Origin of the sequence: Novosphingobium sp., from assembly GCF_032093395.1 — a bacterium.
In the GTDB taxonomy this organism is placed as follows: Bacteria; Pseudomonadota; Alphaproteobacteria; order Sphingomonadales; family Sphingomonadaceae; genus Novosphingobium.
The window spans coordinates 21,452-44,454 of sequence record NZ_DAMDBA010000025.1; the positions used below are offsets into that span (position 1 = coordinate 21,452).

A 23,003-nucleotide genomic window follows, 5' to 3' on the forward strand; every position below is an offset into this window, starting at 1 on the left:
CAGGACGGTTCGCAAGGATTACCGTGCCGTGCAGATTATCGTCGATTGGTGTGCCTAACAGATTATCGTCGTCCCGGACTTGATCCGGGACCGCTGGCCTGGCCGCGCCTTGCTCGCGAGGTAGCGCCTCAAGATTTGCCAGCGGTCCCGGGTCAAGCCCGGGACGACGTAATTCAATCCCCGTGCTTCTTCTCGCGGCGGGACTCGACCATGCCGGGGGCGATGAAGCCGATCGGAATCACTTCCATCGCCCGCTTCTTCAACTCGCCCTTCATACGCTCGTATTCGGCTTCCATCTCCTCGGTCACGGTGGCGCGGCTGTCTTCGAGGGCATCCTCGAAGTCCTCCCGCCGGACCTGCTCCACTTCGGCGCCGCGCTTGCGGATCGCGATGAGGCCCGCGCGGCGCACCACGTCTTCCAGGTCTGCGCCGGTGAAGCGCTCGGTCCGTGCGGCCACGTCGCGCAGGGAAACGTCGCCGGCCAGCGGCATCTTGCTGGTATGGATGCCGAGAATATGCTCGCGCCCGGCCTCGTCGGGTGTGCCGACATAGACCAGTTCGTCGAAGCGGCCGGGACGCAGCAGCGCGGGATCGACGAGGGCAGGGCGGTTGGTTGCGCCGATCAGCACGACCGACTGCAGTTCTTCCATCCCGTCCATCTCGGCAAGGATCGTGTTGACCACGCGGCCCGTCACTTGCGGCTCGCCGCCACCGCCGCCCATGCCGCGCGCGGGCACGAGGCTGTCGATCTCGTCGATGAAGATCACGCAAGGCGCGACCTGACGGGCGCGGGCGAAGAGGCGGGCGATCTGCTGCTCGCTCTCGCCGTACCACTTGGACAGGAGGTCGGAGGACTTTATCGAGATGAAGTTCGCCTCGGCCTCCTTGGCGACGGCCTTGGCCAGCAGGGTCTTGCCGGTGCCGGGCGGGCCGTAGAGCAGGAAGCCCTTGGCCGGGCGGATGCCCAGCTTGTGGAAGGCTTCCGGGTTCTTCAGCGGCAGTTCCACGCCTTCCTTCAGCTTGAGCTGCGCATTGTCGAGGCCGCCGATGTCGGCCCAGCCGATGTTCGGCACCTGCACCATGACCTCGCGCATGGCCGAAGGCTGGACGCGCTTGAGCGCGGCCACGAAGTCCTCGCGGTAGACCTGGAGATGGTCGAGCACTTCGGCGGGGATGGTGCGGGCCTCAAGGTCGAGCTTGGGCATGATGCGGCGCACCGCCTCGATCGCTGCCTCGCGGGCGAGGGCAGCGAGGTCGGCGCCGACGAAGCCATGGGTGGTGCGCGCGAGTTCGCCGAGGTCCACCCGCTCGCTCAGCGGCATGCCGCGCGTGTGGATGCCCAGGATCTCGCGGCGACCGGCCTCGTCCGGCACGCCGATGACGATCTCGCGGTCGAAGCGGCCGGGGCGGCGCAGTGCCTCGTCGATGGCGTCGGGCCGGTTGGTGGCGGCAATCACCACGACATGGGCGCGGCTGTCGATGCCGTCCATCAGGGTGAGCAACTGGGCGACCAGGCGCTTTTCCGCCTCGCCGTGGACCTGGCTGCGCTTGGGGGCGATCGAATCGATCTCGTCGATGAAGACGATCGCGGGCGCGGCCTTGGTGGCTTCCTCGAAGACTTCGCGCAGGGCCTTCTCGCTCTCGCCATAGCCGGAGCCCATGATCTCGGGCCCGTTGATGGTGAAGAAGTTGGCCTCGCTCTCGTTGGCGACCGCCTGTGCCAGGCGCGTCTTGCCGGTGCCTGGCGGGCCGTGCAGCAGCACGCCCTTGGGCGGGGCGACGCCGAGGCGGGTGAACAGTTCGGGATAGCGCAGCGGCAGTTCCACCATCTCGCGCAGCTGGCGAATGGTGTCGCTCATGCCACCGACGTCGTCGTAGTTTACGTCGCCGCGCGCATCATGCGCTTCCTCGAAGACTTCGCGCAGTTCCACTTCGGTGTTTTCGTCGATGTGGACGATGCCGCGCGGGGTGGTGGAGACGACGTTGAGGCGGATCTGCGTCAGCGCATAAGCCGGTGCATTGAACATGCGACGCAGCTGCGGAGGAATGTCCGCGACCTGCTGCTGGCCGGTGGTGGCGACGAGATCGCCCTGCACCATCGGGCGCTGGAAGAAGTTGCGCTTGAGAGCGGCCGAGGGGCCTTGCAGGCGCATGTCCTTCTGCGCGGGTGCGAACACCACGCGCTGCGCCGGGCGCGATTCGGCCTTGCGCACGGTGACGTGGTCGCCGGAGCCCACTTCGGCATTGCCGCGCTGGAGCCCGTCGAGGCGGATGACCTGAAGGCCTTCGTCCTCGTCATAGGCGAGCACGGCGCGGGCGACGGTGGCGGTCTTGCCGATGATTTCGAGCACATCGCCTTCCATCGCGCCGATCTCGGACAGAGAAGCGCGCGAAAGACGGGCAATTCCCTGTCCGCTTTCTTCCTGACGGGCTGCCGCGACCTGCAGTTTCACCGTGCGTTCGTCGACATGGGTTGTGGCGTCCGCCATGGGGGTCCTTTCCATCCTCCCGATTCCGGCCAGGCGCCAGTTTGCGCGGGCCGTCCGGGACGTGAACTGGAACTAGGTATCGGCTCCCCGGATTTCAAACCAACCAACGGCCACTGCGGATGTTTCCGATGGAACTGTTGGAGAACGCCGTTCTCCAACAGGCAAAAAGAAGGCCCGGAAGTTTCCAACCGGGCCGTGAAAGTTTTGGGAGAGGATGCCTGAAAGGCACTGTCTGTATGACTCCGACTCGGCTTTTGTGCAAGTGCGAAATGCCGATTTGACGGTTGCGAAACGCGCAAGCAATATTGCGTTGCACGGAACTACACCGGGTAGTCTCCACAAAATCCAGCTAAAACAATGTTATGAAATATGAGCCAAGCTTCATCTCCAGCTTGACGCAATCGTCAGGGCGATTGCCTTACGTTTCGCCTTGCAAGGGTTGCTTGTTGCGGTGCGCCATTTGCTCAACATGCTGAGTATCTGACAGAATTCCTTTCGGCGGGATCCTGGGTCAGTCGAAACGCAAAAAAGGCGCCGATGTCCTGCACCGGCGCCTCTCATGTCGATTTATCCGTTATGGTTCAGTGAGAAAACAATACCGCCGGTGCGCTCGCGTCCGAAAGGAAATGGGCGGTGACCCCCCCGAACAGGAACTCCCGGAGGCGGCTCTTTCCGTAAGCGCCCATGACCAGCAGTTCCGCGTGGGTCTGGTTCACGGCCAGAGCCAGGGTTTCCTCGGTGGACCCGCGCCTTTCGTATTCTTCGTATTCGGCATGGACCCCGTTGCGCGAAAGGTAGCGCAGCGCGTCGGTTGCCGGAAAGCCGCCGGACTTTTCGATTACCGTCACCAGCTTCACCACCTGACAGCTTTGCAGCAGGGGGATGGCTGCCTTGAGCGCGCTGGCCGCCTGCTCGCCGCCGTCCCAGGCGATCACGGCGCGGCGGATCGGCAGGGAGAGCTTGCGGCCTTCCGGCAGCGCAAGCACCGGGGCCCGCGCCACCATCGCCAGTTGCCCGGCGATGCCGCTGGAACGCGAGACGACCACCAGGTCCGAAAGCCGCGCGGCGCCGGCCAGGGCAGGAACCGGATCCTGTTCGCTGCGGATCACCTCGAAGGCGATGTCTCCGCGCGTGAGGCGGGCCTCTATGGCCTCGGCGGCGGCGTCATCCTCCCCCCGCGCCTTGTCGAGCGCTTCGGAGATCACGTAGCTGCCGCCCATGGGGTCCATGGCGATATAGCGCGAGACCGGCGTATCGACGAGCACGGTGACATGGGCGTCGAGATGGCGGGCCAGTTCAAGCGCGGCATCGATGCGGGCTTCGCTGTCGGCCTTGCGGTCGGCATTCACGAGTATCGAGCGCATGATAATTCTCCCGTTGATCTCGGATAACCTATCGCAAGGTCATGGAATTGCCATGACGAAGATCAAAGTTCGCGGCCATTTCCCTAGCGACATTCGATCGAGAGCCGCGAGGCGCGCTCGAACAAGTCGAGGATGACGGGATCTTGCTCTCGCGTACGGATGGCAGCTTCGAAATGGACCTTGTGCCTCGGCCGAGGCAGGACTTCCGCCAGCAGGCCGCGGGCCAGTTCCGTTCGCACCATGGTCTCCGGCAGGACGGCGGCGCCTTGCCCGCGTGCGACGATCTCGATCAGCATGCGTACGTTGTTGCAGGTGTTGAGCGCGCGCGGCGTGATGCCGTGTTCTTGCAGAGCGGCCAGGGTGACGGCGTGGAGCGGAGAATGATCCGGCAGCGACCAGATGGGCAGGAGGTGGCCTCTTTGAGAGAAATCGCCCGCTCCGGCGACCTGCGGGCTGGCCGCCCAGACAAGTTCCACCGAGCCGATCGGTGCCGTGCGCAGGCCTGGGCTTGCTGCCGGCCCGGCAAGGAAAACGATGTCTCGCGTGCCCGAGAGAACCTGCTGGAGCAGCCTGGCCGTGAGATCCAGTTCGATCTCCAGCGTCACGCCGGGTCGCTCGCGCTCGATGGCGCCGATGAAGTCGGGCAGGCAGGTGGCCGCGGCGATCTCTCCCGAGCCGATGCGCACGGTGCCGGTCGCCCCGGCGAAGTCGCTGGCATCGAGCAGCACCCGCTCCAGGCCCTGCCGCAACGGTTCGCATTCCTGCACGAGGCGGCGGCCCCGCGCGGTCAGGACCATGCGGCGTCCATCGCGCTGGAAAAGCGGGACTCCCAGTTGCTCCTCGATCTCGCGCACGCGGGCGGAAATAGCGGGCTGCGTCGTATTGAGTCTTTGCGCTGCGCCTGCGAACGTGCCGAGCCGATCGATCCACATCAGCGTTTCCAGGTGGAAGAGGGCGATACGTTTCATAACGACGGATTATCGGTTCCGATAAAAAACAATCGCTATTCGTAATGAGATCGACTGTCTAGCTTTGCCCCAAACGGGAGAATGGCATGAACAAAATCTATCCCAGCGCCGATGCTGCGTTGGAAGGGTTGTTGAAGGACGGACTGCTGGTTGCGGCAGGTGGATTCGGCCTTTGCGGTATTCCCGAGCGGTTGCTCGATGCAGTGCGCGATTCGGGCGTGAAGAACCTGACTTTCGCCTCCAACAATGCCGGCATCGACAACGAAGGTATCGGCAAGCTGCTGCGCACCAGGCAGGTCGCCAAGATGATCTCGTCCTACGTGGGGGAGAACAAGGAGTTCGAACGCCAGTTTCTTTCGGGCGAACTCGAAGTGGAATTCTGTCCGCAGGGCACTCTGGCCGAACGCATGCGGGCGGGGGGCGCCGGTATTCCCGGTTTCTACACCAAGACCGGCGTCGGCACCCAGGTGGCCGAGGGCAAGGAAGTGAAAGTGTTCCGGGGCGAGGAGTATATCCTTGAGGAAGGCATCTTCGCGGACCTCAGCCTGGTCAAGGCGTGGAAGGCGGACGAAACCGGCAACGTCGTGTTCCGCAAGACGGCGCGCAACTTCAACGTGCCCGCCGCCACCTGCGGCAAGGTCTGCGTAGTGGAAGTGGAAGAGATCGTCCCGACCGGCTCGCTCGATCCGGACAGTATTCACCTGCCCGGCGTCTTCGTGCAGCGGCTGGTGCTGGGGGCACCCTACGAAAAGAAGATCGAGTTCACCACCACGCGCGAAAGGGAGACCGTCCGATGAGCTGGACTCGCGATGAAATGGCCGCGCGCGCGGCGAAGGAGCTTCGGGACGGGTTCTACGTGAACCTGGGGATCGGAATTCCGACTCTCGTGGCCAATCACGTGCCCACCGGCATCACGGTGACGCTTCAGTCGGAAAACGGCATGCTGGGCATCGGCCCGTTCCCTTATCCCGACGAAGTGGACCCCGACCTGATCAACGCGGGCAAGCAGACGGTGAGCGAACTGCCGCAGTCTGCCTATTTCGACAGCGCCACCAGCTTCGGCATGATCCGCGGCGGCCACATCGACCTGGCCGTGCTGGGCGCGATGGAGATCGCCGAGAACGGCGATATCGCCAACTGGATGATTCCCGGCAAGATGATCAAGGGCATGGGCGGTGCGATGGATCTCGTGGCGGGCGTGAAGAAGATCATCGTCGTCATGGAGCACAATGCCAAGAACGGCGATCCCAAGTTCATCCCGGCCTGTACCCTGCCGCTCACCGGCAAGAACGTGGTCGACATGATCGTCACCGACCTCTGCGTGTTCCAGCGCCCCGACCACCAGAGCCCGTTCAAGCTGATCGAACTGGCGCCGGGCGTGACGGCGGAGGAAGTCGCCGCTAAGACCACGGCACATTATGTGACTTGAACTCCGCCTTACGCGGGTTTTCAACTGAACGGAGAGTTCCGAGTGGCTTACACGCTGATCACCGCCAACCGGAACTACTCCAGCTGGTCGCTCAGGCCCTGGGTGCTGATGAAGGCGCTTGGTATCGATTTCACCGACCGGATCGAGCCTTTCGCGGCCCCCGTGAACTACGAGGCCTTTCGCGACTTTTCGCCCACCGGGCAGGTTCCGGCCTTGATCGATGGCGAGCGGACGATCTGGGATTCGCTGGGCATCACGCTTTACCTGGCCGATCGCCATCCCGGCGTCTGGCCGCAGGATGAAGCCGCGCGTGCCTATGCCCAGTGTGCCGTGGCCGAGATGCATGGCGGGTTTTCCGCGCTGCGGGGGGACTGCACGATGAATGTCGGCGTGCGGGTACGCCCGCGCAGCATGCGTCCGGCGCTGGTGCGTGACATCGCCCGCCTGCGCGAAATCTTCGGGGAGGGCCTTTCGCGTTTCGGCGGGCCCTGGCTCGCCGGCGATAGATTCACGGCAATCGATGCGTTCTTCGCGCCGGTCGCCTTCCGTATCCGTACCTATGGCCTTGATGTCGGGACATGCCAGTCCTGGGTGGACCGGGTGCTGGAGCATCCGGCAATGCGGCAGTGGGAGGAGGAAGCCCTGGCGGAAACCTGGCGCGAGGAAGGACACGAGGCGGAACTGGCGGACTGCGGCGACGTGATAGCGGACTATCGCCGCGCCGCCGATTGATCGCTCGCCGGAGCGAAGCCTGCGGCCGGGATGCCGCGTCGTCTTGCGGTGGTCATGACCTTGCGCCATGTTCCGGCCTCAGACTTCCCGGGAGACTTTCTTCATGGCCGACATCTCAGCAATTCCCCTGAACCGCATCGACGGCAAGGCAGACAGCCTTGGCGCGCATGGCGGCAATGTCCTGCTCGTGGTCAATGTCGCGTCCAAGTGCGGCCTTACCCCGCAGTACGAAGGACTGGAGAAGCTCTACGGCGAATACAAGGCGCAGGGTTTCGAAGTGCTGGGCTTCCCCGCCAACGACTTCGGCGCGCAGGAACCGGGCACCGACGAGGAGATCGTCGAGTTCTGCCAGGTCAACTATGGCGTATCCTTTCCTCTCTTCACCAAGGCCGATGTCACCGGCGAGGGCAAGCAGCCGCTCTACGCCGCGCTGACCGAAGCGATTCCCACCAAGCAGGGCGATGTCGATGGCATGAAAGAGCGCTTCAAGGGCTATGGCATGACCCCGAACGACGATCCCGAGGTGCTGTGGAACTTCGAGAAGTTCCTGGTGTCGCGCGATGGTGAAGTGGTGGGACGTTTCGCGCCCGGCACGGCACCGCAGGATCCGCTGCTGGTGAACGCCATCGAAGCCGAACTGGCGAAGTAAGCAGGCGTTCTCGAGAGGGGCGTTCTCAATCGCCGACGAGGACGAAGGGCGCCCATGTCGCAGGATGGGCGCTTCCCGGCAGTGTCGCGTCCGCCAGAACCTCCAGCTGCGCGCGGCGTAAGGCTTGCGCGCGGCTGGTGCTCCCTTGCGCGCCGGCGACGGTGCGCAGGGTGAGGCGGCCGGCGACGTCGTCCCGCACCGGCCAATGCGACAGAAGCAAAGATCGCGCTCCCGCTGAGACGAAGGCGCGGGCGAGGCCGGAATAAGTCGGGGCGTTTTCGCTCTCACCGGCATCGGTATTGCAGGCGGACAGGATAACCCAGTCCGCGTCGAGGTTCAGCCGGGCGATCTCCGAGGCGGTGAGCAGGCCGTCCTCACCGCTGCCCTCGGGCGTCGGCGTCAGCACCAGGGCCGGTTCCATGATGTTTCGATAGGCGCCGCCGACGAGGCCGTGCGTGGCGAAGGCGATGATGCCCGCGTCTGCAAGCGGGGCAGCCTTCACCGCCGCTTCGGTTGCCTGCGCGCCGACCAGGATGCGGCGATCGCCGGCGAAGCTATCGGCCATGGCGCGCAGTTCGGCTTCGGCGCCCGGCAGTTGCGGAAGTTGCGGCAGCGTCCGCAAGGGCAATTCCACACCCTCCAGCGCGGCGGCATCGGCCAGCAACGGAGCGCCGACGCCTACGAAACCCCTCGGCGGGCTTGCGCGCTTTCCGGCTCTCGACGGCGAGGCGGCGCTCACCAGCGTGCTCACGGCATGGCGGCGCACCAGCCAGGCAGTGCGCCGCAGCGCCAGCGGGTCGGCGTCGTCACCGGTGGGCGGCGCGGTTACCAGCGCGTCGAAGGGCAGGGAAGCAAGCATTCCGGGCGCAAGGATCGCCACTTGACGGCTGTGGCGCAGCGCCTTTGCGATCGGGGCAGGAAACAGGAGCGTGTAGAGCCGATAGGCCGACTGTCGGTCGAACGCCGAGGTGCCGTCCGTCAGCAGGCCTTCCTCGATCGAGGCGCGCAGCTTGCGCTGGAGAGCGGCCAGGCGGAGCGCCGGGATCGGCGTGGTCGCGGAAGTCACGGTGTCGCGGGTGATCGCCATGACGACCAGCCCTTGCGCATCCTGCCCGTAAAGGAGCATGGCCTGGCCTTTCGCCAGCCGGGATTGCGCTGCCGCGAGCGTCGCGGGCTCGAAGCCGGTCAGCGCGGCATAGCCCGGCACCAGCGCGCCGATCCGTCCGTCCAGCGCCTGCAAGTCCCGTTCGGTGTCGGCGATCCGTTGGGCAGTGTCGCGATCGCCACGGTCGTCGCCATCCTGGCCGATCTCCCGATCGCGCTGCTTGAGCAACTCGCGCAGGCTTGCGGCGGTGGAGAGGTAGGCGCGGATCGCCGCATCCGCTTCCGGTCCGTAGCGGTCATGGATCGCCGCAAGAGAGGTGAAGGCCGTTTGCAGGTCGCCCATTCCGGCCATTTGCAAGGCGTCGAAAGCCGCCTGTCCGTCCCCGGCGGCAATGGCGATCCTCGCTTCGAGCACGAAGGTGCCGGCAGCCTGGTCGCGCAGGCGGACGGTGCCGGTGGAGGCGCTGGTGCGATCGAGGAGACGGGCCCGCAAGGCGGCGATGCCGGGGCGGGCCCTGGCGAGGGCGCCGGCGGGGTCGCCCCGGCGGGTATCGATCGCCGCGCGCAGGGTTTCGGCGGCCACCCGATCGAGGTTCGTGTCCAGTGCGCGCCGGGAATATGCGGCGGTGACATGGTCCAGCAGCGCCTGCGCGGCATCGAGGTGCTCTGGCGATCCTTCCAGCGAAATCAGCATCTTGGCTAGGCTCAGCTCGGCGCGAAGCACTTCGGGATCTTCGGACGAGGATGCGAGGCGCCGCGCCATGGCCAGCGCCTTGCGGTTCAGTTCGAGCGCCTTCCCGGTCTGCCCATCATCCCGGACGATGCGGGCGATCTGGCCGAACACGTTGGCCCCGGACATGGGTTGCTGCGAAGCGGGGAGCGTCTCGAAGATGGCGGCCGACCTCTCGTAGAAGGCCAGTGCCTCTTGCGAGAAGCCCGCGAGGTCGAGGGAATAGGCCAGCGCGTTGAGCGAATAGCCGAGGTCGCGGGGATCGGGATCGGCTTTCGCCATCCGCATGTCCAGCGCACGGCGCAGGATCGGCGTGGCCTGCCCGTAGAGCCCGGCATCGTTGAGCGCGGCACCCAGGGCATTGAGCGCGGCCAGCGTCAGGCGGTGCGTCTTGCCCAGATGAACGTCCGCCCAGTCGGCCGCGGCCCGCGCCGCTGATGCGGCGGAGGTGGCATCCCCTGCCTGGATCTGCAGGGTGCTGAGCGTGATGCCGAACAGGGTCGGGTACTCGGCGTTCCGTCCGCTACGGCCGCTGGCCGTCGTGGCGATCGCAATGGCCTGCTCTACTTTGGGGATAGCCTCCAGGGGAAGGCCCCGGCGGTAATCGATCAGCGCAAGGCCATAGAGCGCCGCGGCATATTCGACGCTGTCCCTGCCGGTCAGGCTCTCGCTCAGGTACAGCGCACGCTGCTTGTAGATCCGCGCTTCGTCCAGTCGGCCGAGGCTGGAGAGGGCGGAGCCGATGTTGTTGACGATATCGGCATGGCGCGGCGTCATAGGTTGCCCCATGGCCGTCATCCGCGTGTCGAAGTCTCGAAACACGGCGAGCGCTTCCTCGTAGCGACCGAGCCAGAACAGCGCCTCGCCGCGTGTCGCCCGGACCAGCAGCATGTCGATGGGGTCGGTATTTCCCGCCTTGTCGGCGGAGGCGAGGGCGGCATCGATCCTGCGCAGCGCCTTATTCGGATCGCCCGAGGTGTCGTAATCGGCGAGGGCGCGCAGTTCGCCGGCGATCGATGGACCGGTCGCGCCGGTCGCCGGCTCGTCCGCGCGCCGGGGCGAAGCGCTGACCGCGCTCTGCAAGAGAAGACCGGCCGCCAGGCCGATCCAGAACCGCTTCCTCATCGGTGCCCCCAACCGCAAGGCAACGGACCGGGCAGATTGCTCCGGCCGCCTTCCGGCGCTCCGCTTTCAAGCGCATAATTCGTCGAGCGGGGCAAGCAGGCAATTGTTTTCCGGCTGAAATGCGCCTTGCGCGGCCCAGTCAGTTCAGCTCAACCCCCGGTGGCGACGGGTCGGGCTGGATCGACGATCCATTCGCTCCATGAACCTGGATAGAGCCGTGGCTGGGGCAGTCCTGCGACGGCCATGGCGAGGGCGTTATGGCAGGCCGTCACGCCCGAACCGCAGGAAAGCAGCGCTGGCTTTCCGGCCAGGAGCGGCGCGAATGCACGCGCGAGTTCCTGGGCCGAACGGAAGCGTCCGTCCTCCGCAAGATTGTCCCGGAAGAAGCGGTTGCGGGCGCCGGGCACATGACCGGCGACCGGGTCGATCGGATTGGGTTCGCCCCGGAACCGCGAGGGATCACGAGCGTCGAGCAACTGCATTTCTTCCGTGCCGATGTTGGCGAGCACTTGCCGAGCCGTAACGGGAATGGGAACCAGCGGTTCGCCAGGCGTGAAATCACCCGGAACGGCCACGGCGGCATCGCCGGTCTCCATCGGCAGCCCCGCCGCCACCCAGGCCTGCTTGCCGCCATCGAGGACGGCTGCATTTTCGTGACCCATCCAGCGCAACATCCACCAGGCCCGCGCCGCCCAGGCACTCCCGCTGGAATCGCAGGCGACCACCTGCTGTCCGCGCTTCAGTCCCTGCGTGCGCAGCCAGGCTGCGAAGGCCACCCGGGCGGGTAGCGGATGCCGCCCGTTGGTGCCGTCGGACGGCGCCGCAAGATCGTCATCGAGATGGGCATAGCGGGCACCGGGCAGGTGCCCGGCGCGATAGGATTCCCGACCCTTGTCGGGAACGCCAAGCTCGAAGTCGCAATCGAGGATCAGGACATCGGTGCCGGCCGCGAGAAGGCCGTGCAGTTGCGAAACCGAAATGAGCGTGTCGTAAGCCATGATGCCGCCTCGATGATGTCCGGCTGCCCTTAGGAGGCTGCTTCGCTCGTGTCGACGCGCCCCGTCGTGAAAGAGGGCCGATCGGTCGAGTGCAAACGAAATCGGGCCGGGCTTCCGCTAGGGAAACCCGGCCCGTTCGCATGTTCCGGTGCGCCGGATCAGGCCAGAGCGGCCTTCAGAGCATCGGCCAGATCGGTGCGCTCCCAGGGGAACAGATCGCCCTCGGGCTTGCGGCCAAAGTGGCCGTAGGCAGCGCTGGGGCCGTAGATCGGCTTGTTGAGGCCCAGACCCGTGCGGATGCCGCGCGGGGTGAGGCCGCCGAGCTTGTCGGCAGCGACCTTGGTGATCGCCACTTCGAGATCCGCGTCGCTGGCGGTGCCGGTGCCGTGGGTATCGACGTAGAGCGAAAGCGGCTCGGATACGCCGATCGCATAGGCGATCTGGATCGTGCAGCGCTTGGCGAGGCCCGCCGCGACGACGTTCTTGGCGAGGTAGCGCGTGACGTAGGCCGCCGACCGATCGACCTTGGTGGGATCCTTGCCCGAGAACGCGCCGCCGCCGTGCGGGGCTGCGCCGCCGTAAGTGTCGACGATGATCTTGCGGCCGGTAAGGCCGGCATCGCCGTCAGGGCCGCCGATTTCGAACTTGCCGGTGGGGTTGATGTGGAACTTGGTGTTCTCGGTGACGAAGCCGGCGGGCAGGATCTCGCCCACGGCCTTCTTCACATAGGCCTTGAGTTCCGCGTCCTGCGCGCCTTCGTGGTAGCCGGGTTTGTGCTGGGTGGAGACGACCACGGCAGTGGCTTCCACGGGCACGCCGTCCTTGAAGCGCAGGGTAACCTGGCTCTTGGCGTCGGGCTCCAGGAACGGGGCCGCGCCGGAATGACGGTCGGCGGCGAGGCGTTCGAGAATCTTGTGGCTGTAGTCCAGCGTGGCGGGCATGAGGTCCGGCGTTTCGTCGCAGGCGAAACCGAACATAATGCCCTGGTCGCCGGCGCCTTCGTCCTTGTTCCCCGCCGAGTCCACGCCCTGCGCGATGTCCGCGCTCTGCGGGTGCAGGTGGTTCTCGAACAGCAGGTCCTGCCAGTGGAAGCCGGCCTGTTCGTAGCCGATGCGCTTCACGGTTTCACGGACGATGTGCTGGATTTCCTCCTGCGCGCCGTCTTCCCAGTGACCGTCCTTGTCGATCATGCCCTTGCCGCGCACTTCGCCGGCAAGAACGACGCGCTGGGTGGTGGTCAGGGTCTCGCAGGCGACGCGCGCTTCCGGATCCTTCGAGAGGAAGAGATCGACGATGGCGTCGGAAATCTGGTCCGAAACCTTGTCGGGATGGCCTTCCGAGACGCTCTCGGAGGTGAAGACGTAGTCATTTCGCATCGTGACACCACATATAAAGAAATCTTTATGTGGGTCATGGTCTAACGACGACGACGGCGGAGCGCAACACCGGAAAGTGCAAGCGTCCAGAAAGCTCCGGCAAGTGCAAGGGGCAGCAGGTTTCCGAAGATTGCGAAAGGGGTGGGTTCATGTGGTGGCGGAATGCGTCCGTCGAGCCTTCCGGCCTGATGCCAGGGCACATGGGCGCGCACCAGCCCGTCCGCATCGATCACCGCGCTGATGCCGGTGGTGGTGGAACGCATGACCGGCAGGCCTTCCTCGATCGCACGCAGGCGCGCCTGCGCCAGGTGTTGCGGCGGCCCCCAGCTTCCGAACCAGCCATCGTTGGACGGATTGAAGATATAGTCCGGGCGGACGCGCGGATCGGTCACCTGCCCGCTGAAGATGATCTCGTAGCAGATCTGCACGCCGACCTTGCCCCAACGGCCCAGGTCGAAAGTGCGCGGTCCCGGTCCGGGCCAGAAGTCCATCGCGCCCGGTACCAGTCGGGTGGCGCCCAGCGGTTCGAGCAGCCAGCGCAAGGCGAGATATTCGCCGTAGGGCACGAGGTGCGCCTTCGAATAGCTGGACAGCAGGTTGCCGTTGCCGTCGATCATCGACACCGAATTGCGGGCGGCGATGCCTTCGCCATCCTTCAGGACCAGATCGACCGCGCCGGTCATCAGCACCGCATAGGGACCGATGACCCGGCCGATGCGCTCCCGCGCAAGCACGGGATCGCCCGCATAAGTGTACATGCGGTAGAGGAATGGCGGGTAGCCGTCGCGGATGTAGTCGCCCAGTCCCGATTCGGGCCAGAACACCACGCGCGTTTCTCCCGGCGAGCGGGGCAGCGACAGGCGCGCGAGCTTGACGAAGTTGGCCTCGTACTGGCGCGGATCGTCGATGAATTCCTGGCGGATGTCTGGCTGGACAAGGGTGAAGCGGACTGCGCCTTCGGTGCGCTGCGCCCAGGGATCCGGCAGGGCCATGAGTGCCACCAGACCGGCGAACAGTGCCATGCCCGGGAGTGCCCATGCCCAGCGCAAGCCGCCCCCGGCGTTGCGGGAAAGCCGCCAGAGCAGGGCGGGGACACAAGCGATCAAGGTCGCGATCCCGGAGAGTCCGTAAGTGCCGACCCATGGCGCCGCCATAGCCAGCCCCCGGCTTTCGTATCCGCCGAGCAGAGTGACGCCCAGCGGATTCCAGGCGAAGCCGGTGAAGACCCAGGAACGCAGCCATTCGCTGACGATCCAGGCTGCGGCGAACGCGAGCGACAGCAGCAGGAAGGCGCCGGCGTCCGGCCATCCTTCGCGGTGTCCTTCATGCCTGGGGTCAAGCCGCATGACCAGCCAGGCAGCCAGGGCCGCAAGACCGGGATAGATCGCGAGATAGAGCGAGAGCAGGAACACCGCGATCATGCCCAGCCAGCCCGGCATCGAGGCCTGGTAGGTGAATGCCGTAGCGATCCAGTTGTCGCCAAGGGTGAAGTGTCCAAGGCCGAAGCACCAGCCTGCGAAGAAAGCGGACCGCCCGCCGGGAGCACGGGCGACCAGCTCCACCAGAACCGCTACGCCGAACAGGGTAAGCGGCCAGAGCGCGAGGGGCTGGAAGCCGCAGGCGGCGATCGTACCCGCCAGGATTGCGGCAAGGCCTGTCGCAAGGCGCGGGCGGCGCTTGAGGATATCCAGTACGGGGTTCACGGCCGGTCCTCGCGCCGAAAGGGATGCAGTCGCGCCGCTATGTAGGGGTAAGGTGGTGGGAGGCAAGCGAAGTTCGCAAAAAGCGGAGGCAGCGGTGTTGCGTCGCGGGCTCCGGACAGCAGACGACCCGCGCCTTGCCTTGCGGCGAGACGCGGGTCGCTAAAATCCGGGGGAGCCTGACCGCTCTTACGAGTTGACGGCTTCCAGGGGGCTTTCGCCGCCTTCGTCAGCCGAAGGGGCTGCCTTGCGGGTGGTGCGGCGGCGGCGCGGCTTTTCTTCGGCCACGGCGTCGTCCGCAGGCTGCTCGGGAGCCGTGGTTTCAGCCGGTTCAACCGCCTTTGCGGTCTTCGCGGTCGAAGCCCTGGTCTTGCGGATGGGTGCCGCCGAAATCGGAGGGGGAAGGGTGGCCGGATCGAGATTGCCGTTGGGCTCGCTCTCCGAAGCGTGAGCATCGCTTCCGGCAGCTTCCGCCGTTTCTTCCTCGTCCTGGCGACGACGCGGCTTGCGCTGCTTCAGCCCGCGCGAGGCGCGATTGTCACGAACGAACGGATTTTCGGCCGGCTCGTAGACGGTCGATGCGCCGGTGGCTTCCGCCTCGTTTCCGGGAGCGGCAACCGCCTCTTCTTCGACGGCCTGATCACGGGGAGCGCGATCATCGCGCCGGCTTTCGTCACGGCGGCTGTCGTCACGTCGGTTGTCGTCACGGCGGTTATCCTCGCGCCGGCCATCTTCACGGCGCGAATCTTCACGTCGCCCATCTTCACGACGGGGTTGGCGTTCCTGACGGTCATGGCTGCGTTCGGTCCGCTCCTGGCGTTCCGGCCGCTCCTGGCGTTCCGGCCGCTCCTGGCGCTCCGGCACGGGGGCAGATTCGTAATCGCCGTAATCGTCCGATCCGAAATCGTCGCCATATTCCGATCCGCGATCGTCGCGGCGCGGTTGGCGCGATTCGTCCTGGCGCTGCTTCTGGTCGGCAAGGACGCGGAAATAATGGTCCGCGAACTGGAGGTAGTATTCCTCCTGAACGCGATCACCATTGAGGTGCGCGTCATGGGCCAGCTTCTTGTACTTCTCCAGCAACTGCGGCGCATTGCCGCGAGCCCTGCTGTCGATTCGGTTGATCTGCTGACCGCCCTGCTGGCGATTGTTACCGCGGCCACGCCGACGGTTGTTACCACGATTATTATTCAAGGATTATTCCTCAAAACCCAGGGCATCGGCCTGTTCCTGTCGGGCCGATCTGCCACACGTCACATGATCACGGATCGCCCCCGAGTGCCGTGAACCCCACCGTTTGCCGTGCCGAGGCGCTTCAAGCCGCGACGATCTGCAAAGATTGGAGGCGAGCCGCCCACATGGGAAATTCCATCCATGTGCCGGTTCGCCATGATCATTAGGCATTCCGGGCCAGAATTCCAAGTGAAAACTTATGTAGCTGTTGAAAACTCCAGGACGCGAGGACGATTGCCCAGATCGCGGTGCAGGCGGCTGAAAAGGCCACACTCAGCTCCGATCGCGGCGACGGCCTCGGCCTGTTCATGTCCTATTTCGACCAGCGCGATCCCCCTCGATGCAAGCAGGCCGGGCAATTGCGGCACCAGCACGCGGTAATCGTCCAGCCCCAGTTGTCCGGAATAGAGCGCGCTCGCAGGCTCGAATTCCGCCACCGACCGGTCGAGCGTCACCGTGGTTTCCACGTAAGGCGGATTGGCGAGTATCAAGTCGAAGGGGCCGCCCAGCGATTCGGTCCAGCCGGGGAGATGCCAGTCGGCCGCGATCATGCGGGCGCGTTCAGCCAGGCCCAGCGATGCGGCATTGTCGGTCGCGATGGCCAAGGCGCCGGGTGAGCTGTCTATTCCCACGCCGCGCGCCTCGGGCAGGTTGGCGAGAACCGCCAGCAGCAGGGCGCCGGAACCCGTGCCGCAGTCCAGCACCTTTCGCGCATCGGGGCGGGCGGCAAGCGCAGCCTCTACCAGAACTTCGGAATCGCCGCGCGGGATGAGGACATCGGGGCCGACCGTGAAAGGCAGGCCGAAGAATTCCTGGGAGCCGGTGATATAGGCGACCGGTTCGTGCCCGGCCCGACGATCGACAAGTGTTGAAAACCCTTGCGGTACCGGATCGCGCATGCGGGCCAGCAGCATCGTGGACCGCGACGTGGCGAGGGCATGGGCCATCAACACTTCGGCATCGAGCCGGGCCGTGTCGCTGCTCGCGGCGAGGCGTTCCGCTGCCGCGCGGATCGCTTCGCCGACCGTCGGCTCAGGCATCCATGGCGGCAAGGCGCTTGGCCTCGTCCTCTGCAAGCAGGGCATCGACCATTTCGGCAAGGCCCGGGCCTTCCAGAATTTCGGGGAGGCGGTGCAGGGTGAGGTTGATGCGGTGGTCGGTCACGCGGCCTTGCGGGAAGTTGTAGGTGCGGATGCGTTCCGAGCGGTCGCCCGAACCGACCATGGCCTTTCGCGCTTCGGCCTCGGCACCGTGGGCCTCTTCGCGCATCTTTTCATAGAGACGCGCTCTCAGCACCTGCATGGCCTTGGCCTTGTTCTTGTGCTGGCTGCGCTCGTCCTGGCAGATCACCACCAGGTTGCTGGGCAGGTGGGTGATGCGCACCGCCGAATCGGTGGTGTTGACGTGCTGGCCGCCCGCGCCCGATGCACGGAAGATGTCGATCTTGAGATCCTTGTCCTCGATCTGCACGTCGACTTCGCTGGGTTCGGGCAGCACCGCGACGGTCGCAGCCGAAGTGTGGATGCGTCCGCCCGATTCGGTCACAGGCACGCGCTGGACGCGATGGACGCCGCTTTCGAACTTCAGCTTGGCGAAGACGCCCGCGCCCGCGACATTGGCCACCACTTCCTTGAAGCCGCCCAGATCGTTGGCGTTGACGCTGATCATCTCGACCCGCCAGCCCTGTTCGGCGGCATAGCGTTCGTACATGCGATAGAGGTCGGCCGCGAACAGGGCAGCTTCGTCGCCGCCGGTGCCGGCGCGAATTTCCAGCATGGCCGGACGCACGTCCGCCGCGTCGCGCGGCAGCATGGCGATGGCCAACTGGCGCTCGGCCTCGGGCAGCTCTGCCTTGAGGCGGATCACTTCCTCCTCGGCCAGGGCCCGCATGTCGGGATCGGGGTCTTCCAGCGTCTGGAGCGATTCCAGTTCGCCACGCATCGATACGACCTCGGCGGCGACGCGCGCCACCGGCTCCAGCTCCGCATAGTCGCGGCTGGCGGTAACGAAGGCGTCCCCTTCCAGTGTGCCCGAAGCGAGGCGAGCCTCAAGTTCCGAGAAACGCGCGGCGATCTGCGCCAGACGGGTGTCGGATATGCTCACGGATTGACCGACTGGAGGACCTGCTCGACCGCGAGATATTCTGCGGTCGGCTCGGCCGCGCGCAGGTTTGCAGCAGGCTCACCGTCCTTGACGCCGAACGACACAAGTACCTTGGCGCCCATCTTCACGGCCTTGTCGAAGCGCTTGCGGGCGCTGCCGGTGGCGACCATTTCGGCGTCGAGACCCTGGAAACGCAGCGCGGTGATCACTTTCTGAGCGTAACCCAGCGCAGCATCGTCTTCGACCGCCAGAACCACCGTCAGCGGCGCTTCGGAAAGTGTCCCGGCATCGGCAACCAGCATCGCCAGACGCTCGATCCCCGCTGCCCAGCCCACGGCCGGGGTGGCAGGGCCGCCGAGGCTTTCCATCAACCCGTCATAGCGACCGCCGCCCAGGACCGTGCCCTGCGCGCCGAGTCGGGTGGTGACGAATTCGAAGGCGGTGTGGCGATAATAGTCGAGCCCGCGCACCAGCGAGGGCGCGCGTTCGTAGGCGACGCCTGCCGCATCGAGGCCTGCGGTCACGGCGGCGAAGAAATCTTGCGCTTCGGCCGAAAGGAAAGTGTCGATCATCGGCGCATCGGCCACGAAGGCCTTGTCGCGCAGGTCCTTGGAATCGAGGATGCGCAGCGGGTTGCGTTCGAGGCGGTCCTGCGAATCCTCGGACAGCTCGGCCTTGTGACCCCGGAAATATTCGATCAGCGCCGCACGCCAGGCATCGCGGCTGGCGACATCGCCCAGCGTGTTGAGCTGGAGCGTCACGCCGTCCGAAATGCCCAGTTCCTTGAGCAGTTGGTCGGCCATGACCAGCAGCTCCACGTCGGCCAGCGGTTCGGGCGAGCCGATCAGCTCGGCGTCGATCTGGTGGAACTGGCGGTAGCGGCCCTTCTGGGGGCGTTCATAGCGGAACAGCGGGCCGTGGGTCGCCACCTTGAGCGGGGCGAACTGCTTCCAGCCATCGGTGAGATAGGCGCGGGCGAGCCCGGCAGTGAATTCGGGGCGCAGGGTCAGCGATTCGCCGCCGCGATCCTCGAAGGAATACATTTCCTTGGAGACCACATCGGTGGTCTCGCCGATGGAGCGCGAAAACACTTCGGTCTTTTCGAAGACCGGCATTTCCACGCGGCGGAAACGGTAGAGCTTGCGGACCCGCTCGAATGTCTCGACGACATGGGCGAAAGCCTCGGCATCGGTGCCGAAGATGTCCTGGGTTCCGCGAATAGCCTGTGGTGTGGTGCTCATGACGCGCGCGCTTAGCCCGATTGCGGCGGCGGGGAAAGTGGCCCGCACCGCTTTAGTGGATTGGACGGTTGCCAAATCGGGCAACAGTCGCAAAGACTGGCGACATGAAATATCGTAACGCGGTCGTCACGCTCTTCGCCCTCCTTTCGGTTTCCACCCCTGCTCTTGCGCAGGATTCGGCGCAGCGAAGCCGTCCGACAGCGCCTGCGCTGCCCGCGCCGCTGCCGGCCGCGCAGGACAAGGCTTACCCTGGGACCATCTCGCTCGACATCGACGCAAGCGATGTCGTCCACGGCGTCTACCGCGTCACCCAGCAGTTCCCGGTCGCGGCCGGTACGGACAAGCTGATCCTGGTCCAGCCGAGCTGGCTGCCGGGCAACCACTCGCCCACCGGCCCGGCGGCGCTACTGGCGCAGATCCACTTCTTTGCCGACGGCAAGGAGATCAAGTGGCAGCGCGACACCGTGGCGGTGAACGCCTTCCATCTCGACCTTCCGGCCGGAACGCAGGTCGTCACCGCGAAGTTCATCCATACCTCGCCGGTGCAGGCCCGCGAAGGCCGCATCACGATGACGCAGGAAATGCTGAACCTCCAGTGGGAGAAGATGAGCCTCTATCCCTCCGGCTACTACACGCGCGGCGTGACCGTGAAGCCGACCGTCAAGTTCCCGGCGGGCTGGACCGTCTATACCTCGCTCGACGGCAAGGTGCAGCAGGGCGACACCGTGACCTGGACGCCGACCGACTACGAACGCCTGGTCGACGAGCCGATCTTCGCGGGCAAGTATGCCCAGCGCTGGGATCTCGGGCATGACGTGAGCATGGCCGTGGTGGCGGACGAGGCCAAGCTGCTCGGCATCAAGCCCGAGAACATGAAGGTCTACCGCAACCTCGTGTCCGAAGCGCTGCTGACCTTCGGCGCACGTCACTTCGACCATTACGACTTCCTGCTGGCGCTGACCGACCGCATGGGCGGCATCGGCCTGGAGCACCACCGCTCGAGCGAGAACCAGATGGAGCCCAAGGTCTGGACCGAGTGGGACAAGATGGACTGGGATCGCAACGTGATCCCGCACGAATTCGTCCATAGCTGGAACGGCAAGTACCGCCGCCCGGCCGATCTCTGGACGCCGGACTACCAGCAGCCGATGCAGAACACCCTGCTCTGGGTCTACGAGGGCCAGACCCAGTTCTGGGGCTACATCCTGGCCGCCCGCTCGGGCGTACAGACCAAGCAGACCATCCTCGACACGCTGGCGGGCGCGGTTGCGCGTTATTCGGAAGCGACGCCGGGACGGGGCTGGCGTTCGGTGGAAGACACCACCCACGCGCCGATCCTCAACATGCGCCGCCCGCTGCCTTATACCTCGATCACCCGTACCGAAGACTATTACGTGGAAGGCGCGCTGACCTGGCTTGAGGCGGACCAGATCATCCGTCAGGGCACCGGCGGCAGGAAGGGCCTGGACGATTTCGCCAAGGCCTTCTTCGGCGTGCGCGATGGAGACTGGGGCGAACTGACTTACGATTTCGACGAAGTGGTGAAGACGCTGAACGGCGTCTATGCCTATGACTGGGCCGATTTCCTCAAGACCCGCATCTACGAAACCAATCAGCCCGCGCCCACCAAGGGGGTCGAGATGGCGGGGTACAAGCTGGTCTGGAAGGACACGCAGAACGGCTATGAAAAGGGCGTTTCGGAATCGCGCAAGTCGCTGGACCTCAGCTATTCGCTGGGCGTGACGCTGGACAACGAAGGCATGGTGACGGGCGCCGTGTTCGATGGCCTCGGCTACAATGCCGGGCTCGTCAGCGGCGTGAAGGTGATGGCGGTCAACGGCACGGCCTATAGCGGCGAAACGATCAAGGACGCCATCATGGCGGCAAAGACGGCAAAGACGCCGATTTCGCTGCTGGTGAAGCGCGGCGATGCCTTCAGCACGGTGGCGCTCGACTATCACGGTGGTTTGCGCTGGCCCTGGCTGGAAAGCACGACGCCGGGCAAGGTGAACGGACTGGATCGCCTGCTGGCGCCGCGCGCCAAGTAAGTGGCCGACAAACCTTTCCTGTAGGGGCAACAGGCCCCCGAGGAAAAGGATAGCCCGGAACCGGATCTCGATCCGCTTCCGGGCTTTTTCCTTTGCATTGCGGAATTTCGTCGATCGCAGCGGCGTATGTGTCGCAAACTGGAGGTATCTACCACGATAAGGCAGTTGCGATGCATAACTCGCAAGGCTAAGCCCCGCGGTCAAAGACTAACCGGCACGCTTCAGCCGTGCCAGTAATGAAGGACCAACATGCGCATCGACATGATTCCTGTCGGCAAGAATCCGCCGGAGAGCCTGAACGTCATCATCGAGGTTCCCGTCGGTGGCGAGCCCGTGAAGTACGAGTTCGACAAGGACTCCGGCGCGCTGTTCGTCGATCGCATTCTGCACACGCCGATGCGCTACCCCGCGAATTACGGTTTCGTGCCGCACACGCTTTCGCCTGACGGTGATCCGCTTGACGCGCTGGTCGTCGCCCGCTCGCCGTTCGTGCCCGGCTCGGTCGTGCGCGTTCGCCCGATCGCGGTGCTGAACCTGGAAGACGAGCACGGCGGCGACGAGAAGCTTGTCTGCGTGCCGGACGACAAGACCTTCCCCTACTATTCCGACGTTCAGGAAAAGGGCGATCTGCCGCCGATCGTGTTCAGCCAGATCGAGCACTTTTTCACCCACTACAAGGATCTCGAAGCCGAAAAGTGGGTGCGCGTCGGCACCTGGGGCGGCGCCGAGGAAGCCCGCCAGATCGTGCTGGAAGCGATCGAGCGCTACGAGACCGAAGGCAAGAAGGTCGAGGCCTGAATTAGCCTATAAAGTTCCACCACCCCCCATGTGGAACGAAGGGCCGGCGGTGCGAACCGCCGGCCCTTCATGTTTGGCCGCGCTGTGAAACGAAGACGGGCGGTCAGGTCAGGTCACCACGCGCCCGCCATTCACGCCGATGGTCTGGCCGGTGACGTAGCCCGAATCCTCATGGCATAGCCAGGCGCAGGCATTGGCGATGTCTTCGGGCTCGCCCAGGCGCCGCACGGGCACGGACTGAAGCAGCACCTCGGTGGGGATCTGGAAGCGATCGCGGTTTGCCTCCGACATGATCGTGCCCATGACGGAACCGGGTGGGATGTTATTGACGGTGATGCCGTAAGGCCCGAATTCCTGTGCCATGGAGCGGGTCATCGTCACCACCGCGCCCTTCGAGGACGAATAGGGGATCATGTTTACCGCGCCGGTCTGTGCGCTGGACGACGAGATGTTGACGATCCGGCCCCAGGCCGCCGCCTTCATGTCCGGCAGGCATTCCTGCGTCATGACGAACAGGCCGCGCACGTTGACGGCATAGATGAAGTCCCAGCGTTCGTCGGTGAGTTCCTCGAACGGGGTGAAGTCGGTGACGCCGGCATTGTTCACCAGGATCGAGATCGGCCCCAGCGTCTCGCGAACCTGTTCCACGGCGGCCTTGACGGAGGCGCGGTCCGAAACGTCGGCACCCACGGCCAGGGCCGTGCCGCCCGCCTCGCGGATGGCGGCCACGGTATCGGCGCAGCGTTCGGCGTCGAGGTCGAGCACGGCTACCGCGACGCCCTGCTTCGCCAACCGCCTGGAACAGGCCGCGCCGATGCCGGCGGCGGCGCCGGTGACGATGGCTACCTTGTAGGACACACGCATTCTCCCGATTTTAGCGCCTTGATCCGATCCGGTGGCGCGTCTCCGCACCGGG

At 65.3% G+C, this 23,003-nt stretch carries 18 protein-coding genes; 6 read left to right on the plus strand and 12 right to left on the minus strand.

The window, feature by feature from the left end; all coding sequences use genetic code 11:
- Nucleotides 1-173 precede the first annotated feature (173 nt).
- From RT424_RS10760 to RT424_RS10770, 3 genes are all read right to left on the minus strand, one after another.
- On the minus strand, nt 174-2,489 hold the full coding sequence (locus tag RT424_RS10760; RefSeq protein ID WP_313437551.1) for a CDC48 family AAA ATPase: 2,316 nt from the start codon (nt 2,487-2,489) through the stop codon (nt 174-176).
- Nucleotides 2,490-3,070: 581 nt separating this feature from the next.
- Nucleotides 3,071-3,853, minus strand: coding sequence for a universal stress protein (locus tag RT424_RS10765; protein ID WP_313437554.1), 783 nt, complete (start codon nt 3,851-3,853; stop codon nt 3,071-3,073).
- 83 nt (nt 3,854-3,936) lie between these two features.
- The gene (locus tag RT424_RS10770) at nt 3,937-4,821 is read right to left on the minus strand and encodes a LysR family transcriptional regulator (protein WP_313437557.1); all 885 of its coding nucleotides are present in this window, start codon (nt 4,819-4,821) and stop codon (nt 3,937-3,939) included.
- Between the two features lie 86 nt (nt 4,822-4,907).
- On the opposite strand from RT424_RS10770, the gene RT424_RS10775 reads away from it, so the two are divergent.
- The 4 genes from RT424_RS10775 (at nt 4,908) to RT424_RS10790 (ending at nt 7,631) form a co-directional block, all read left to right on the plus strand.
- A complete protein-coding gene (locus RT424_RS10775) occupies nt 4,908-5,618 on the plus strand; it encodes a CoA transferase subunit A (RefSeq protein ID WP_313437560.1) in 711 nt (236 codons plus the stop codon).
- Nucleotides 5,615-6,250: a CoA transferase subunit B gene (locus tag RT424_RS10780; protein WP_313437562.1), complete on the plus strand. Its 636-nt coding sequence runs from the start codon at nt 5,615-5,617 to the stop codon at nt 6,248-6,250. The genes RT424_RS10775 and RT424_RS10780 overlap by 4 nt, the downstream gene beginning before the upstream one ends.
- A 42-nt stretch (nt 6,251-6,292) precedes the next feature.
- Nucleotides 6,293-6,982, plus strand: a complete 690-nt coding sequence (locus tag RT424_RS10785; protein WP_313437565.1) for a glutathione S-transferase family protein — start codon at nt 6,293-6,295, stop codon at nt 6,980-6,982.
- Between the two features lie 103 nt (nt 6,983-7,085).
- Nucleotides 7,086-7,631, plus strand: a complete 546-nt coding sequence (locus RT424_RS10790; RefSeq protein WP_313437567.1) for a glutathione peroxidase — start codon at nt 7,086-7,088, stop codon at nt 7,629-7,631.
- Between the two features lie 25 nt (nt 7,632-7,656).
- On the opposite strand, the gene RT424_RS10795 is transcribed toward RT424_RS10790, so the two are convergent.
- The 8 genes from RT424_RS10795 to hisS all read right to left on the minus strand — a co-directional run bounded on the left by RT424_RS10795 (nt 7,657) and on the right by hisS (nt 19,241).
- Nucleotides 7,657-10,590, minus strand: a complete 2,934-nt coding sequence (locus RT424_RS10795; protein WP_313437570.1) for a CHAT domain-containing protein — start codon at nt 10,588-10,590, stop codon at nt 7,657-7,659.
- Between the two features lie 149 nt (nt 10,591-10,739).
- Nucleotides 10,740-11,588 carry a sulfurtransferase gene (locus RT424_RS10800; protein ID WP_313437573.1) on the minus strand — a complete coding sequence of 283 codons (849 nt, stop codon included), beginning with the start codon at nt 11,586-11,588 and terminating at the stop codon, nt 10,740-10,742.
- 158 nt (nt 11,589-11,746) lie between these two features.
- Nucleotides 11,747-12,964, minus strand: a complete 1,218-nt coding sequence (gene metK / locus RT424_RS10805; protein ID WP_313437576.1) for a methionine adenosyltransferase — start codon at nt 12,962-12,964, stop codon at nt 11,747-11,749.
- A gap of 41 nt (nt 12,965-13,005) precedes the next feature.
- Complete coding sequence (gene lnt / locus RT424_RS10810) at nt 13,006-14,667, minus strand: apolipoprotein N-acyltransferase (RefSeq protein WP_313437579.1); 1,662 nt, start codon at nt 14,665-14,667, stop codon at nt 13,006-13,008.
- 186 nt (nt 14,668-14,853) lie between these two features.
- On the minus strand, nt 14,854-15,858 hold the full coding sequence (locus RT424_RS10815) for a DUF4167 domain-containing protein (protein WP_313437582.1): 1,005 nt from the start codon (nt 15,856-15,858) through the stop codon (nt 14,854-14,856).
- 236 nt (nt 15,859-16,094) lie between these two features.
- On the minus strand, nt 16,095-16,937 hold the full coding sequence (prmC, locus tag RT424_RS10820) for a peptide chain release factor N(5)-glutamine methyltransferase (protein WP_313437584.1): 843 nt from the start codon (nt 16,935-16,937) through the stop codon (nt 16,095-16,097).
- On the minus strand, nt 16,930-18,000 hold the full coding sequence (prfA, locus tag RT424_RS10825; protein WP_313437586.1) for a peptide chain release factor 1: 1,071 nt from the start codon (nt 17,998-18,000) through the stop codon (nt 16,930-16,932). The genes prmC and prfA overlap by 8 nt, the downstream gene beginning before the upstream one ends.
- Nucleotides 17,997-19,241, minus strand: coding sequence for a histidine--tRNA ligase (gene hisS, locus RT424_RS10830; RefSeq protein WP_313437589.1), 1,245 nt, complete (start codon nt 19,239-19,241; stop codon nt 17,997-17,999). The genes prfA and hisS overlap by 4 nt, the downstream gene beginning before the upstream one ends.
- Before the next feature lie 104 nt (nt 19,242-19,345).
- Here hisS and RT424_RS10835 point away from each other — a divergent pair, with 104 nt between their 5' ends.
- On the plus strand, nt 19,346-21,289 hold the full coding sequence (locus RT424_RS10835; protein ID WP_313437592.1) for a peptidase M61: 1,944 nt from the start codon (nt 19,346-19,348) through the stop codon (nt 21,287-21,289).
- Between the two features lie 249 nt (nt 21,290-21,538).
- Entirely contained in the window at nt 21,539-22,087 is a 549-nt protein-coding gene (gene ppa / locus RT424_RS10840; RefSeq protein WP_086492677.1) for an inorganic diphosphatase, read from the plus strand.
- Nucleotides 22,088-22,195: 108 nt separating this feature from the next.
- Here the strand turns inward: ppa and RT424_RS10845 are convergent, their stop codons facing one another.
- Complete coding sequence (locus RT424_RS10845; RefSeq protein ID WP_313437598.1) at nt 22,196-22,945, minus strand: glucose 1-dehydrogenase; 750 nt, start codon at nt 22,943-22,945, stop codon at nt 22,196-22,198.
- Nucleotides 22,946-23,003 lie beyond the last annotated feature (58 nt).

Coding starts and splice junctions, on each gene's coding strand:
- metK (WP_313437576.1), bottom strand. CDS start 12,964: ATGCGAAATGACTACGTCTTCACCTCCGAGAGCGTCTCGGAAGGCCAT.
- RT424_RS10770 (WP_313437557.1), bottom strand. CDS start 4,821: ATGAAACGTATCGCCCTCTTCCACCTGGAAACGCTGATGTGGATCGAT.
- RT424_RS10765 (WP_313437554.1), bottom strand. CDS start 3,853: ATGCGCTCGATACTCGTGAATGCCGACCGCAAGGCCGACAGCGAAGCC.
- RT424_RS10760 (WP_313437551.1), bottom strand. CDS start 2,489: ATGGCGGACGCCACAACCCATGTCGACGAACGCACGGTGAAACTGCAG.
- RT424_RS10775 (WP_313437560.1), top strand. CDS start 4,908: ATGAACAAAATCTATCCCAGCGCCGATGCTGCGTTGGAAGGGTTGTTG.
- RT424_RS10790 (WP_313437567.1), top strand. CDS start 7,086: ATGGCCGACATCTCAGCAATTCCCCTGAACCGCATCGACGGCAAGGCA.
- RT424_RS10780 (WP_313437562.1), top strand. CDS start 5,615: ATGAGCTGGACTCGCGATGAAATGGCCGCGCGCGCGGCGAAGGAGCTT.
- RT424_RS10795 (WP_313437570.1), bottom strand. CDS start 10,590: ATGAGGAAGCGGTTCTGGATCGGCCTGGCGGCCGGTCTTCTCTTGCAG.
- hisS (WP_313437589.1), bottom strand. CDS start 19,241: ATGAGCACCACACCACAGGCTATTCGCGGAACCCAGGACATCTTCGGC.
- prmC (WP_313437584.1), bottom strand. CDS start 16,937: ATGCCTGAGCCGACGGTCGGCGAAGCGATCCGCGCGGCAGCGGAACGC.
- RT424_RS10835 (WP_313437592.1), top strand. CDS start 19,346: ATGAAATATCGTAACGCGGTCGTCACGCTCTTCGCCCTCCTTTCGGTT.
- ppa (WP_086492677.1), top strand. CDS start 21,539: ATGCGCATCGACATGATTCCTGTCGGCAAGAATCCGCCGGAGAGCCTG.
- RT424_RS10800 (WP_313437573.1), bottom strand. CDS start 11,588: ATGGCTTACGACACGCTCATTTCGGTTTCGCAACTGCACGGCCTTCTC.